Origin of the sequence: Phocaeicola salanitronis DSM 18170, from assembly GCF_000190575.1 — a bacterium.
GTDB lineage: Bacteria > Bacteroidota > Bacteroidia > Bacteroidales > Bacteroidaceae > Phocaeicola > Phocaeicola salanitronis.
Window position 1 is genome coordinate 404,505 of the sequence record NC_015164.1, and the last position, 14,920, is coordinate 419,424.

12 protein-coding genes are annotated in these 14,920 nt (G+C 42.1%); 7 read left to right on the forward strand and 5 right to left on the reverse strand.

From position 1 onward, the window contains the following. Nucleotides 1-21: 21 nt before the first annotated feature. Complete coding sequence (gene tnpC / locus BACSA_RS01805; protein WP_013616419.1) at nt 22-1,815, forward strand: IS66 family transposase; 1,794 nt, start codon at nt 22-24, stop codon at nt 1,813-1,815. A 669-nt stretch (nt 1,816-2,484) separates the two neighbouring features. Here tnpC and BACSA_RS01810 read toward each other — a convergent pair. The 5 genes from BACSA_RS01810 to BACSA_RS01830 are packed head-to-tail and all read right to left on the reverse strand — an operon-like array spanning nt 2,485 to nt 11,693. Then, nucleotides 2,485-5,445, reverse strand: coding sequence for a DEAD/DEAH box helicase (locus BACSA_RS01810; protein ID WP_013616420.1), 2,961 nt, complete (start codon nt 5,443-5,445; stop codon nt 2,485-2,487). Then, the gene (locus BACSA_RS01815; protein WP_013616421.1) at nt 5,442-7,226 is read right to left on the reverse strand and encodes a phospholipase D family protein; all 1,785 of its coding nucleotides are present in this window, start codon (nt 7,224-7,226) and stop codon (nt 5,442-5,444) included. The genes BACSA_RS01810 and BACSA_RS01815 overlap by 4 nt, the downstream gene beginning before the upstream one ends. After that, nucleotides 7,219-8,397, reverse strand: coding sequence for a DUF6361 family protein (locus BACSA_RS01820; protein WP_013616422.1), 1,179 nt, complete (start codon nt 8,395-8,397; stop codon nt 7,219-7,221). The genes BACSA_RS01815 and BACSA_RS01820 overlap by 8 nt, the downstream gene beginning before the upstream one ends. Continuing rightward, nucleotides 8,394-11,108: an AAA domain-containing protein gene (locus tag BACSA_RS01825; RefSeq protein WP_013616423.1), complete on the reverse strand. Its 2,715-nt coding sequence runs from the start codon at nt 11,106-11,108 to the stop codon at nt 8,394-8,396. The genes BACSA_RS01820 and BACSA_RS01825 overlap by 4 nt, the downstream gene beginning before the upstream one ends. A 6-nt stretch (nt 11,109-11,114) precedes the next feature. Continuing rightward, complete coding sequence (locus tag BACSA_RS01830; protein ID WP_041583830.1) at nt 11,115-11,693, reverse strand: hypothetical protein; 579 nt, start codon at nt 11,691-11,693, stop codon at nt 11,115-11,117. Nucleotides 11,694-12,406: 713 nt separating this feature from the next. Between BACSA_RS01830 and BACSA_RS01835 the strand changes: the two genes are divergently transcribed. The 6 genes from BACSA_RS01835 to BACSA_RS01865 all read left to right on the forward strand — a co-directional run bounded on the left by BACSA_RS01835 (nt 12,407) and on the right by BACSA_RS01865 (nt 14,902). After that, nucleotides 12,407-12,700 carry a hypothetical protein gene (locus tag BACSA_RS01835; protein ID WP_013616424.1) on the forward strand — a complete coding sequence of 98 codons (294 nt, stop codon included), beginning with the start codon at nt 12,407-12,409 and terminating at the stop codon, nt 12,698-12,700. 10 nt (nt 12,701-12,710) lie between these two features. Beyond that, nucleotides 12,711-12,887: a hypothetical protein gene (locus BACSA_RS01840; protein ID WP_013616425.1), complete on the forward strand. Its 177-nt coding sequence runs from the start codon at nt 12,711-12,713 to the stop codon at nt 12,885-12,887. A 13-nt stretch (nt 12,888-12,900) separates the two neighbouring features. Then, nucleotides 12,901-13,230, forward strand: coding sequence for a hypothetical protein (locus tag BACSA_RS01845; protein WP_013616426.1), 330 nt, complete (start codon nt 12,901-12,903; stop codon nt 13,228-13,230). A 9-nt stretch (nt 13,231-13,239) separates the two neighbouring features. Beyond that, nucleotides 13,240-13,524, forward strand: coding sequence for a hypothetical protein (locus BACSA_RS01850; protein ID WP_013616427.1), 285 nt, complete (start codon nt 13,240-13,242; stop codon nt 13,522-13,524). Between the two features lie 15 nt (nt 13,525-13,539). After that, nucleotides 13,540-13,797, forward strand: coding sequence for a hypothetical protein (locus BACSA_RS19120; protein ID WP_013616428.1), 258 nt, complete (start codon nt 13,540-13,542; stop codon nt 13,795-13,797). Between the two features lie 724 nt (nt 13,798-14,521). Then, entirely contained in the window at nt 14,522-14,902 is a 381-nt protein-coding gene (locus tag BACSA_RS01865) for a single-stranded DNA-binding protein (RefSeq protein WP_013616429.1), read from the forward strand. Nucleotides 14,903-14,920: the final 18 nt, after the last annotated feature.

The window sequence follows — 14,920 nt, forward strand, 5'->3', positions numbered from 1 at the left end:
CTGTAAATCAAAGGTTTCAACATGATCGAACTGCAACATATAATAGACTCAAAAAGGGAATTGTTGAGTAGGGAAACCTACTCACGGAACCCTATAAATTATAGTGAAGGTATGGCAGACGATCAAAAAGACCGGTACATACAATACCTTGCTGAGCAGAATCAGAACCTCAGGTTGACAAATGACGCCATGAAGCTTGTCTTGGAGGATTTCATGGTTCAGATGAAGGAACTGAAGGATCAGGTGTCCTCCATGCAATCGAAACAGTCCGATTTGGAAAACCGGTTATCAGAAGAGCGCAAGCTTCGCCAATCGGCTGAACGGAAGGCAAAGGCTTTTCAGGAAAGACTTGATTTTGCCAATCAGGAACGTTTTGGAGACAGGCGTCAAAGGATACACTCCAAGGCAGAAAAGAGTGCTTCTGACCGGCAAAAGGAGAAAGATGATTATGACGGTACGGACGATACACTCCGTACGGATTCTGTAGACAATAACGAATCCCGGAATGAGCCGGCCCTTCCCAAAAAGGAACGTGACCTGGGCAATCGTCCCGACGGGTATAAAACGATGGGAGTGTCCGGAGAAGTGGTAGAGCATCCGTCAGATCTGACAAAGGTTCCCGGACGTATCATTGAAAGAAGGATGGTACGTGTATTCAGTTTCCGTACCTTCCTTACGGAAGAATGTTTTGAGATGGTCCATTATGCAGAGCCTGGCAAAAAGCCGAAATGGGGTTATTTCCCCTCTGAAGGCCATCCGGAGGTGGTAACTAAGTTTGAGGGGACTAAAGCCACTCCTGAATTTCTGCAGGCCATCGCCTATGAAGTTTATGTAAAGAATGTGACCTTCGGCCTTCTGCACCAATGGCTGACGGATATGGGAATGACCATTTCTAAAAACACCTTACGCAACTGGCTTAAGAAAGGCAAGAAATACCTTGATGAACTGGTTCGTGTATTGAAGTCCGTTGCCTTGGAAAAGGACTCGGTTGTGAACTGCGATGAGACCTGGTGCAAGGTGCGCAAATATGACCGTTATAAGAAGTGTTATATCTGGGTATTGGTCAACAAGGCTCAGAAAACAGCCATTTTCTTCTATGAGGATGGCTCCCGCGGCCGTGAGGTGCTTACGGATTTTCTGGGTGATGCGGAATTGAAGAGTATCATGTCCGACGGCTACAATGCTTATGTTTTTATCGGTGATGAGTTGAAATCGGCTCAGTTTAAGGATACTATCCATCAGGTTTGTATGTCCCATGCGAATAATAAGTTCGTTAAAGCCGGTAATCAAGGAGGCGAACCGCTGGCCGAACGTTTTTCAAAGCTTTTAAAGTGGTTCTTTTCTAAAGAACATATTTATGATGAAGCCGGTCTTACTCCGGAAGAGAGACTGCGGGAAAGGCAAAGCCTGGAAACGAAGGAACACCTGATAGAATTGCGCAGCCTGTTGGAGAGTGAACTGTCAAAGGATTCGGAATTCAGAAGCCAGTATTATACAGAAGCTCTTAATTACTTGAAGAAGTTTTGGAAGGAACTATTTGCTTTTCTGGACGATGGGGATCTTCCGATAGACAACAATCTGGCAGAACGGACCATCCGGAAGCTGACTACCCAACGCAACAATTCACTTCATTACGGTAGTGATGCAGGCGCTGAGATGGCTGCGACTTACCATAGTGTAATAGGAACGGTAAAGCTTCATGGCAGTTCTGTCTGGAACTTCATCGGAACTTTTTTCAAAAATATCTTTAACGGGTGCAGGGATTATGTTAACATGGTTCCTGATAAAATCACTTTGGCTACCGGCCAATGTTAAATTCAAAGCTAATTAATTAACAAAACTCGGTTTAGGGCACTCAAAAGTGCCCTTTCAAAGGGGGATTCCCTAAATTGAGTGCTTACTCATGGCAGTTCTGTCTGGAACTTCATCGGAACTTTTTTCAAAAACATCTTTAACGGGTGCAGGGATTATGTTAACATGGTTCCTGGCAAAATCACTTTGGCTGCCGGCCAATGTTAAATTCAAAACCAATTAATTAACAAAACTCGGTTTAGGGCACTGAAAAGTGCCCTTTCAAAGGGGGATGCCCTAAATTGAGTGCTTACAATTTTTAGCTATAACTCTTAAAAGGATCGTATCAAGTTTGTATTGAATAATGATGCGACCCTATTTTGTCTATAAGAAGGTATGTAATTTAAACTGTGTCAGCAAAGAGTAAAATAACATATTAACTTTGCTAACATAGTTTTTAATATGACAATATGATATTATTTATTGCATTAAAATATAAAAAATAGAATTCCATTAAGCTTACGCCGTAAAATCTAAGATATTAGGTATTGTAATGGTTTCAGTATAGACCTTTTAAGATGCAAATAAATAAAATTGTTGTATTATAATTTGATTTACATTTGGTTATTCTTAACTTTTAAGGAAAAATAAATCAACAAACAAGAACAAAAAAAAACTTATTCCATAATCAATTTAATTTTTATTGTATGGACATAAATCAATTGTCAGTTCTTTGAGCTGTTCATCCGAGAGATGCATATTTCTCAAAAGGCTCAACAGTTCTTCTTGGCGTGGCTGCCCCAGTGTCATGCGATACAAGGCAAGCACCTTAATAAGACGTTCGTACTTATATCGGTCACGACTGAGCGGATAAAGCGGAACAATACGTTCTATGTATTCCAATTTTGCCCGTTGTTCTTCCGTCAGTTCTGCTACAGGGAGACACCAATAAGGAACAATGTCCGAATGCATACCTTTCAAATTTGAATAGGCCATAGAGAACAATTCATCCCAAGTATGATAAGTCTCACTGGCATATAATTTTACCACATTTCTACGAATGGCCAGGCACTTAAAGCGGTTGATACGACCTTCACGTTGCTCCAGATCCACAGGATTGGAAGGAAGGTTCCAGTGAACAATCTTTCTGGCATACCAATGAAAATCAAGACCTTCCTGGCCGATAGAGGTTGTGGAAAGCAGGAATGGACGGAAAGGAGAATTGAATGCCTTACGGATATTGGTGGTACGTGCGACAGATTTGTCTGTGACTGTCTTATCAATAAATGGGATAGCAAAGTGGCAACGCATCAGTTGTTTTTTCTCTTCCTTACCCAAAGAATCAGTGGTGTCTATGCTGAGATTGCTTGTGCCGATAATGGCATCTGTGACTACTTGTCCCAGTTTTTTATTCTCTGTTTGTGTCATGTGCAGATATTCATCAAGTACAGCCTGCAGATTCCCCATCGCACAATAATCAAGGACTGATTCGTAATAATCATCATCGTTCTTTTTATTGTATATCAAGTCTATCACAGCTGCACTTTCAGGCTTGTTGAATACAGAGACTACTGCTTTGGCCACCATCTGGGCATCTTCTTCATTGCCAGATTGCCGATAAGCACATACCGCCGGTGAAGCGATGGCAATGTCCGTCATCACATCCAATGCATTTGAAGGTACATACAAGCCGGTCAAATCTTCTACTGGCTTTCCATCCAGTATTTTCATGAGCGTAAGAACAAGTCTGGCGTTGTTTCGCCCTTGTTGTGGAAGGGTACGTATAAGCGAATTCTGCATAAATTCTTCTTGAATTCTCTGTTTGATAATTTTCCGGATTGAGGAAAGTTTCTCTCCATAAAATATAGTAGGAGAGAAAAGTCCAGCCAAAGTTTTGCAAGGATACTCTAATATTCCGTCGGCTCTTAAACGATTCTCACCGTAACGGTTCTTCTTTTGAGAGGTATAGCGTATCTCTGGTTCTGTTTTCTTTAATTCTCCAAAAGTATATAACTCCGAATAATATGACATCATGATGGAAATCATTCTCGGTACCATTTCCCATGAAGAGAATAGGATAATCTTGGAGAAGTTGCGGGCTTCGTTACTCTCGAACATACCTCCGGCTTTATAGTATGGATTGGAGGCAGGAACCCAAAGTAACAACTGTGCTTTCTTCTCATGACGTGCTCCAAATACGAGGTCGTGGAGATACTTTAATTTCCCATTGGCAGCAGGGATGGGACGATAATTGTTGATGGCATACCTCGATAGAAGCAATGCGTCTATTTTCCCATATCTTTTTACATCTGAATGTGATAATGCCGAAACAATTCGCTTCTTCAGTTCGTATTTATCCATAAAGGACAACAAATAGGGGGAAGATTTGACGTATTCCATGGGAAGATTTCCCAAACGTACTCTCGTATTTTCATGACTCAGACAATCCATCAGATGCTGCCCCTCCGCAAACGAAAGGATATCTTCCGTCATGACCTGCACATCACTTACGCGGGAATCGTCTATAATGCCACTGTTGAACCGTTCCGTACGGCACATCACTCCATACAGAGCCTCTTCCGCTTCGTTCTTGGCAGACACAAGTGGTGTCAAATCAACCACATCCGTGCGTTTCAGCGCGGCAGAATAGGTGTGCCATATCAACTTGAACCGGTCGGCTTTATCTTTTGTAGCATATAGAAAATCCATTACTTTCATAAAGTCCTGATAATGTTCGTCATTCCCATTCGTGTTCAGCTCCTCAAGGGTGGAATAAGGTTTGTAGGGCGTAGCGGAAAGCAACAGAATTTTTGTATTGGAGCGTTTGTCGTCAAAGAATTTGTTGGCTAGCATGGATTGCTCGTCATTGCCTTGTTCAAGCAGTGAATTGAAGCGTTGAAACTCATCCATGATGACCAAGTCCGGATCGAGCATGTCTATACTGATTTCTGCGAAAATACGACGCAGCTTGTTAATCATGTCTGCCCGCTGACGATTGTCACAACCATTCTGTGCATACTCAATCAGTTGATTGATGATACTGTCTGACAAAATAGTCTGTAACTTACCATGCATCTCACAAAGATAATCATCTCCGCATCCTTTGATTTTTTCGTTATAAATGTTCGTAAGCTCCTGCCAGTTTTTTACTTTACAGCTAAGAAAATCACTGATAACTTCCTTATACCCTTTGAATTGAGTCAGTCCGCATAAGATATCACACATCAAGGCACGTTCATTGGCCGTTCCTTGCGCACTGTAGAAACGGAAGGAAGTGGAAGGAGTCAGCGGAATGATTGATTCAGGCATTTCTCCCTGTTCATGCTGTTCTGTAATCCGTTTCTCAGCCAATTTGATATAAAGATGCTGCATTGACAGACGACTCTCACTGATGCTCATCCGATTTTCAACCCCTAATTTTTCAATGTTCTGGTCGGCTATGTTGGCATTCGAACAGATATAAACCACCTTAAAGAAGTCATCCTTATTCTGTTTGTGCCATTCACGAACCAGGTTGATGACTTGTTTGGCCACGAACGTTTTGCCCAGTCCCACTTCATCAGCGAGCAATACCCGACGGTGGCCTAATTCTTTATAGATATGCAGGATACGATTTGCGGTGGCACGCTGAAAATCTTTTACTTCCTGACTCATAAGCGTTTGATTTGTTTAAGAACGTTTTCAAATGTGTTATACATCTCCATGAAATGGTCCGGGATGACCGTCTCGTCTGCTTTCTCAACAATTTGCCGGATAGAAGCGATGCGGTCAGGGTCTTTATAGGCCATTTTCACCATGTCCTCATAAAGTGAGGTGCTGATTTGCTGTTCCAGAGAGGACGTGTTATCATTGGCCAGCTCCTTTTCCAGTTGCTGGCTTTCCAATATATACGGTTCCACCTCATCTGTCAGCATGAATGCCAAATAGTTGATGAACTTTCCTTTCGTATTGATAAAGGAACGGAATATCGCTTTGTCCCGTTCTTCGACTGCTATTCCTTCCGTCTGTATTTTTATCAGACGGCGCAAGTCCCCAATTCGTATTGTATAGAATTCTGTCAATGAATCCAGTGGTATCTCTTTAAATGTCAAGTCGTCAGTCAAAATTTGTTCTTTACCATCACATCCTAAAGGACAAAGAAAAACAGGCTCCGAAGGTATCTTGTGAGTCAGGCATTGAATGGTAATAGTATAGCCTCCGTCATCAGACGTAACTTGTGCCTGCTGAATGGCCGAAATCGCACGACGCAACATCAATTCGTTGGTGACATCCTCTTTTCCACCGTCTTCCTCTGGTACCGAAATGACCTGCTCGAACATACATTCCTTACTGTCGTTAATCAGTTCACTTCGGTATTTTTCATACGAGGATTTGTAAGGGGCGAACTTCAGGTGCAGCAAAAACTCCACATTCCGCCCGAATCCATTCATAGTAGCATTGGTAGAACCGAGATATAGATGATTATAACTAAGATTGCCTTCGTACCGGCGTACGAAATACACTTTCTCGTGCAAGTCGACAGCCACATCTTTTTCCACCTTGTCGGTCAGTACTTCCTTGGGAGCGTAGACACCGTCATTAAACAAGTTTATGACTTCTTGCGTAACCGAAGCCTGTCGTGTGATGAGTGTCTTTTTAGCACCTGGACTGCAACTGACCATCTGATTCAAGATATTCTTGTCCACGAAAGGGGAGATGACCAGCATTTCTACCGCATGATTCAGCATACTTTGTTCAAAGCACTTTGTATATCCATCATATCTAGGTATCCCCATAGGGAAAAACTCGTAATCCTCAAAAGGAGAATCGGTAAGGTCAAATCGTTCAATGCTGTCAATGTCCTTACAGAGTGAACGCATATTTTTACGGATAGTACGGTTATCGGCTTTTGCGATTAACCATGTGAGGAAGTCTACAAGCGGTGCATGCTTGACTTGCGCTTCTCGGGTGGCCGGTTTGGCACCGATTTTACCAATAAGTTCACATACCACGTCCAGGTCGTTGGAACCGGTAAGGTTACGGGAAAGGACAATCAGTTTGATTTGCTGGGCACCGGTGTCTGGGTTCGTTTCTTTGATGAGCCATACTTTAGGATGAAAATTGACGAAACCACCCCCTTTTGCTTGCAGTGTTATCTGTACAACGCTCTGCTCCAGGAGTGAATACACTTTGGAATTGGCCTGCGGTACCGACATACATCCGGCATTGCAGAAAACGGCAAACTTGCCAGCCGATTGATTGATCGTCTCCAGTATCAGGTGAGGAGAGCGCATGGCCGTTTCCGTCAAATCGGTCATCGTACCCAACATAAAAGGAACCGACAATAGGGAAGGCATGTCCAGACTGTAGGTAGTACAAACCGCATAATCTATCACAAAACCATCGCTTTGCAACACATCCGTATAGACAATGTCATTCCATAATGCATCAGCCATTGACCGCCTCCTTTCTTAATTCCTCGGCAAAGGTCTTTACCGTTTCCCATCGGTAGGTGAGTTTATAGTAGTGTATGCGGTTCTTCTTGTCGTAAATATATGCAGGATTTCCTATTTTTCTGCGATTTCCCTTTACTCTTCGTTCCCGGTTGATAATCAACTGATCCAAACCTCCATCTTCTTCAATGTCATTGGCTGCAATGCGTTCCGCAATCTCTTTGCAGAACCATTTTCCACTGTTCTCCCGTATACTTACGGCATTCAGTACTTCGTCTATATCTGTACCACTATTCCGGTATTCTTCGAGTTTCTCCAGAAACTTAGTTCGCATTTCTTCATCCTGATATTTCGAATAGATATAGTTATATCGGATGTGTACCATATATATAAAATCAGCGAAACGTCGGGCCAGGTCTTGCAGTTCTCCAATCTCCTGCGGCAACTGGCGGGAGGGAATCTGTTCAAAACTATCGGCTATCACAAAGTCAGGATGATCTACGATGTAACGTAATAAGGTACCTTGACATGTTTCTGCGTTCAGAATGTGGTCCACAATGAAGTCTTTATCCTCTACGGTCAGGTCTAATGTACATTTCTGGGTAAAATCATAATCCACATTAGGGAAAGCGCAGAACTGGAACAAGCCAGACTTCTCATCTGCATCATCATTCGTATCTTCGTCATCTGTCTTGGTTACCTTAGGCCCATTGTGCAAGGTCTTTGAAGTGTAATAGATTAATTCATACAACTGTGGACTGCGTAAGATGCCAAAAGTCTGCAATCCTGAATTGTAGATGTATGCCGGATCATATTTTACATAACTGTTTGTATTTTTACCAATTATCTCACTTCCCGTGATGCCTCGTTTGTCCGCACTGCCTTCGTAAAGATTCTTTGTCATGATGCGTTCCAGCCGGATAATTTCCGCTTTCACCTCCGACAAACGGTTATATCGTTTTTCGGTTGCCTTGCGATAGAGTTGCGGCATGAGCGAGAAATATTTCATGTGCTTTTGCAGGGTAGATATTCCGGGGAACATACGGTCCGCGAAGGCATCACGGATACGGCCAATGCCGAGTTCGTCGAGGGCTACAGATTCCGAAGTCATTTTCAATACTTGCATGACTCGGGTTTGTTCTTCTCGGTTGCTGTGTATATATCCTAATTTCATAAAATTGCTAATAATGATTTTTTTATCGTTTCCTGATTCACTGTATCTGTCGTAGAAATGCGAAGCAGGCGAAGTCCTATGTTGGTGAAGATCTGATCTTTCAACGCATCACGTGATTGTTGGGCGCCATTCTCTTTATGGAAATGCCATCCGTCCACTTCTATGGCACAGATCGGCTGTTTGGTCAGGGAGTTATAAAGCAGAAAATCCACATGTGAGAATGGACTTTCGGCAAACGCTTTTTCTTTATCTTCCAGTTGATTCCAGTCGGCAATAAGTCTGGACAGTGGATAATGACAAAGTACTCCTGTATGGGGCAAACCTAATTCAGCAATAGCTTTTAACAGGATATTGTATATTAGATTCTCTGATAAATGTTCAGAGACGGCAGGATGAGCAGTTTCGTAAGCCAATCTTTCTGCTGTATATTGCTGATAGAGCAAATCAAAAACAGAATGCAATTTACTGGATTTCACTTCAAAATTGTTGTACTGAATATAACTGATTAGCTGGCTGAGATTGGAATCCTCTGGCATTTCATTTCCGTTTGTAACCAGACATAATTTGGTCTTAGCACGTGAAATGGCCACATTAAGCAAATTGGCGTCATCCGAAAATTCGGTAGGAGAGTTGTCTACCATACTCATAATGATGGTGTCACATTCCCGCCCTTGGTACTTATGTACTGTACTGGCTATGTCTTTTCCGATGGTTTTGTTGATTGCTTCAGCTTGTGCCCGATACGGAGTAATAATACCTATGCTTTCCGACTCTGCACATTCCGGTAACACCTCTTGCGTAATGACATCTATTTCACGTTGGTTGAAATGTCCTCTGGCATGGTTGCCGGGTACAGTTCGCATCACTTGCAATACATCTTTTTCTCCTTCGTCTGTAGTCATGGCAACTAGTTCTCCATTGTAAAAGCGCTGATTACAGAACTCTATGATTTTCGGATGGCAACGATAATGTTCTCTAAGCAGTGTTACTGGCGCATCTCGAAATATTTCTACGCACGATTGTAGGAAACTGTGTGTGACAGCATTGTATCGGTCGTCCACTTGATATGTGGTCTGAATAGCCTTCAACGCCAATTCTTCTTCTCGGCTTACCACATTGGGTAACTGTTTATCGTCACCCACAATCACGGCGTTCATGGCACATGATAGAGCCAGAGCCCCCGTCTTAATATCCACTTGTGAAGCTTCGTCCATAATCACATAGTCAAATACCAGGTCTTTACTTATACAGCTTTTGGCCGAATAAGTGGTACTGAGCACAACCGGATATTCTTTCATGAACTCTTCTGTTCTGGGCTTAATATCCTTGATCGTAAATTTTTTCCTTTGTCCGGTATTATACCGTTTAGCAATCTTATCCTTCAATAGTTGCAGAGAAGAGGAGCGAAGTTCTTTCATACTCTTCTGGATATCTATGCTTTGGAGTGCCGAAGCAATCGATTCCAGCTCTTGCTCTAATTCTGTTTTTCGAGAAAAGTAATAGGCCGACTCCAAACTGTGTATGACATCTATTGCTTTTCTATTTAAAAATGTCAATATTTTAGTTCCTAATGAAAAAGCCCATTGCAATCTAAACCATAAACCTGGCTTATGTCCGTTCTCAACCATCATCTGATAGCGGTTGAGCAATTTCATAAGTTTAGTCGATGGTTTGCCATTCAACCATTCATCTTCTGTATGGTTGTCTTCCCGCATTTCGTTGTATTTCGATTCTTTTAATAGGGCATCATATTCTGCCTTTAGTTTGGCCTGCCGGAGTTGTCCATCAAATCCTTGTGAAACGGCTTGAAGTGAGTCTTTCGCCAGATTCTTTGTAGTTGTTTGTTCTTCTAGCTTCCAATCTGTCATAGTAGGATACTCTGGCTGGTTGGCGATGAATGTTTCTTTGTTTTGTACACTGCCCAGTTGGGCCACAAGGAAGCCAAGTCCTTCTCCCTTTAGCTTCTCAGCTACATTCTCTACAGCCGAGTTATTGTTTGATACGACTAATATCGTTTTACCTTTCATCAGCAGATTGGCAATGATATTCAGTATCGTCTGTGTCTTACCGGTTCCCGGAGGTCCCTGAATAATGCTTACCTGATGTGTCAATGCTGCTTCTACGGCCGCTTTTTGGCTGGCATTGCATCCAAACGGATAATAGACTTGTTTGGGCATGGGGTAAGTTGCCAATTTTGTTTTGTCACCTAGGTATTGAGCCAAGGGAACATTGTCACGCTTCACATCTACCAATTCATATTGTTTGGATAGAATACTTTCATCATCTTTTTCCGCAATCAGTCCTGTTTCATCAGCCAGTTTGCGAAGATAATCCCAAATAGAACCTCCATTTTTGTCAATCGGGGTACGGGTAATATAGACCTCGTTTCCTTCTAGATTCTCATAGTAGCCATTGTCATAGGTCACTCGATAAAAAATGTAGCGACCATCTGTAAAACGTAGTAATTCTGTAACATTGTTAATGTGTTTATTATTGATGTATAGCCCTTTTTCTCCAAGATTGATTGTATCAGGATGTGTTAGATAAAGTAAACGTGACGGATTGTAATTGAATACACGTGGTGATGACGAAAACTGAACAGTCCAAAGTCCATTCTTGTTTTGATAAATAGAAGAAACACGTTCGGTGACAAACATTTGCTTGTCACCGCGTCTCTCTAAATCTATAATCATGTATTGGTATGGGTTCATATCAAATTAATCATCTAATATTTTGGCTACATCTTCTTTAGACCAAGTTCCTTTCAGTTTAGTCTTGAAATCGTCAATATTGTCAGCTGAGGTTACGAGCATTTTATAAAAAGCTGCGTTTTGGAAAATTATATCTTTTGCGTCATCGTTCTGTATAACAGGTTTTATTATTTTATCAATGACGTCTCCTGCTCTTTCTTTCAGCCTACCATATTTTCTTAGATTTAATTCAAGAATCTTAAATCTATTTACATCCATTACTATGTTGCTATTGCAATAAGAGTCACGAATGACAGAAAGCACATGAGTTAATTTAGAGCCATCGATATTTTTTACAATTTTAGTTGTATAATCATTTATGGCTACATTGCCACTTGCTATTCGTTCACATACTAATCCTCCAAAATTATTGATGATATCAGGTATAGGCTTCATGCAGTCATTTTCAATGAGAGCATTAATAATACGGTGACAATAATCGGTTGAATAATTTCCTATTGTATTTATTAAATCTGTTTCTTTTACAGAAAGAAGAAGAATTTTTGTCGCTGTTTTATTAATTAAATCTGGTAAATTTCTATACATCTTTTGTAATACATTCAAAATCAATACTATACAAAATCCATATTGCTTCTAAGAAACAAATTAGAAACAAAACTGTCTTTTTTGATAATTCTGTGTTTTTTTCTTTTCATTTGATTTCATTCTTTGCACTTGGTAACATTTGAGTGTCTCGACAAGCAGACTTACGGCTCAAACATCCCCTTGCAAAATCGTCTGACTTTCCCAATGGCTATTTTTGCAGCCAAAAGAAAAAAACACATTATATGGTTCAATGGCGACAGGATAATGCAAAGATACAACTTTCCATCAATAGGCAGTCACATTTTCCTGCCTAAATACAGTTTAGTTTAATTTAGCCTATATATAGAGCTAATAAACCAAACTAAACTGAATTTCGATGCCTTGATCAAATCACCGAAAAACTCTCTTCCCCCTTTTTATTTTTTCGCTGCACCCCTCTTTTATACGGGAAGCATCTTCCGATACTCCGCACACCGACTTTCGACCTTCCTGATAAGAATTATGTCGCGAAGGTATATGTCATGCCCCATTGTTCACAAGGTCAAGTCTGCCGATTCTCACCAAAATCTCCACCTCGGTTTCACTGAGGTTGTATTTTGCTGCGAAACCTTGCCGGAATGTTCCATGACACCTTTTGTTGCGCCAAAATTTTATCAAGCCCGAAAGTAGCGGATGCTACCAGAGGGAAGAAAAAAACTTAAAATATTGAGATTATGGCAAATTACGCAACAAACAATTTCTTTGCACAGACAGAGAACGAAAAAGACCTTATTACGATTGAGCAGTTCATAGAAGAGAATTTCTGTGATAGCAACATTGCGAGACATGGACAATGTGTCGAGAGTGAATTTTACTCTAAATGGGAATGTCCTCAAAAAGAAATGGATGAATTGATTGCCTTGCTGGAAGCACCTAAGCGAATTTACATTCGCATACATTCTTATGAGCTTGCGAATGAGTATGTGAGCTTCAGGACGTTTTCAAATGGAGTTTGGAACATCAAATAAAGACAGGTTTATGTACGAGAATGAAGAACAGTCCGACATCATAGGTAAGAGCTGCACCTTGCTTACCCCGTACAAGGGTTATACAGAGGGAACTGTTGTCGGCGACTATGGGGACAGAATCATTGTCTCCCTAACCAGCGGAAAAGAAATATCCGAATACCGAGATGAAGTAATCATTTATGAATAATAAGAATATACTTATGACACCGATAGCAAACAAATTTGTCCAGTGGGAAGTGCCTGCACTGGAGACATTGCGGAATAGCCGTGCGTACAAACTTCGTGAGAGCCTCAATAATGGAGGCAAGTTGAGCCGTGAAGATAAAAATTGGATAACCCGCAGCGTGAAGGAAAGCGTTTATTTCAAGCGAGGAATTGCCTTAAATGGCTATCACTTCGATTTCTCGGATGTCCTTAAGCGGTATTTTGTGAAACAACATGGGTTCATCTGTGAGTATTATGCCATTGACAAGACTGCATTAAGGTCAATATTGTACGGCAGAATAGATGACATTGTAGAATTAAATTAAGACAGGTATATGGGAAAATATCAGTTTTATCAAGACTGTAAGGTTACAGCCTGGGAACGTGATTATTTCACTGTGGAAGCTGAAAGCTACGAAGATGCGGAAGCCATTGTCCGTTCATGGAAATGTGAAGATGTTTCGAATATCATTGACAGCCGTTTGTGCTACGACGAATGGCGTGCGTTACCCGATACATCGGAATGTATGTCCCCCGATGAAAACGGTGGCAGTCCGACAATCGAGGTATATAACTCTGTTGGAAAAGTTATTATAAACAATGCTCCTGAAAAGGCTTAATCAAAATAGATTGTCATGAATGTAACGATAGAACATATCTTCTGTCCCTATTGCGAGGAAGTGATAAACCTGTATTTTAGAATTATGAATACGATTCTCTTTTCGTGTAATGAAGCTGAACTTCGCACAAGTATGGAACGTCTAAAGAAAGAGACCAGGCTTGACGAGTATTTCATATTCGGTTATGGGGCACATCATCTGTGGCTATGCCAGAGGAAACCGAGCGATAAAAACAAGGTCTTCGAGCATCGCATCATGATTGCCCGTTTCTGACCTTGCTGTATATGTATAGATTGCATTTTCTGGATTATTCAAGGTCATATTCTCAATACGCCGTATTGAGAATATGTACCTTCGATACTTTTTATCATGGCTATTTTCCGGGGGCAGGGATTCCTTTTTTATTTTCTTTTGGCTGCACCACACCCTTTTATTGCACATTCCATTCGCTGCGGAGCGACCCTCATGCTTTTGCCCGCAGGGGGCATTCCTGCCCGCTTTCCTGCCTGCCTCCTGCTTCCCATTGCAGCCGGAACAGACGCCTGACGGATGCTTTGCGCAAAGCCGGCTGTTGAACTTCCGGTCATGGCCCTCCACGCAGGGCTTTTTGGCCCGCCATTGGCTCCTTTTTGCCGCTTCAATGTCAAGCGGGTGTGGCTGGCCTGCCGACTTCATGCCGGCACTACGGGGAGAATATGCCTGCTTGCGCCTTGCGGACACGTCCTTCCGAAGCCCGTCGCTTCGTGTTCTACTTTTTCACTACTGCTTTTGGCCGAAGTCACAATCATTTTCCGCCGCAAAGATAGTATGCGGTCGGGAGCGGCTTGACAAGCCTTGACCAATGCACAGCTGTACAAATCTTCCTTTATCGGGCCTGCGGTTTTGGGGGACCAAAAATAAAGAGTATTTGCTGGCAGTCCTTGGTGCATCCCTTTGCGACACCTACTTTTTTGGGCATCGTAAAATTGATTTGTTTAACTTCTAAAAGCATTGAATTATGAAAAAGATTGAGAACACATTCACAGTGACAGGTTTCGTAGGTAAGGACGCTGAAATCCGCAGTTTCACCAGCGCAAGTGTAGCACGTTTCTCCCTGGCCGTAGGCCGTCAGGAGAAGTCCGGCGATCAGACCAGCCGGGTGTCCGCTTTCCTGAATTTTGAGGCGTGGCGCAAAAACGAGAACAAAGGGTCTTTCGACTACCTGGCCAAAGGCACCCTGCTTACCGTGGAGGGCTATTTCAAGCCCGAAAGATGGACAGACAAAGACGGCATCGAGCATAATAGCATCACGATGGTAGCCGTCAAGTTCTACCCGGCAGCGGAAAAGGAGGAAGCCCCTGCGGAGCCGGCAGCGAAACCGAAACGGGGCAAAAAATAACCTCCTGCTTCCCGGTCA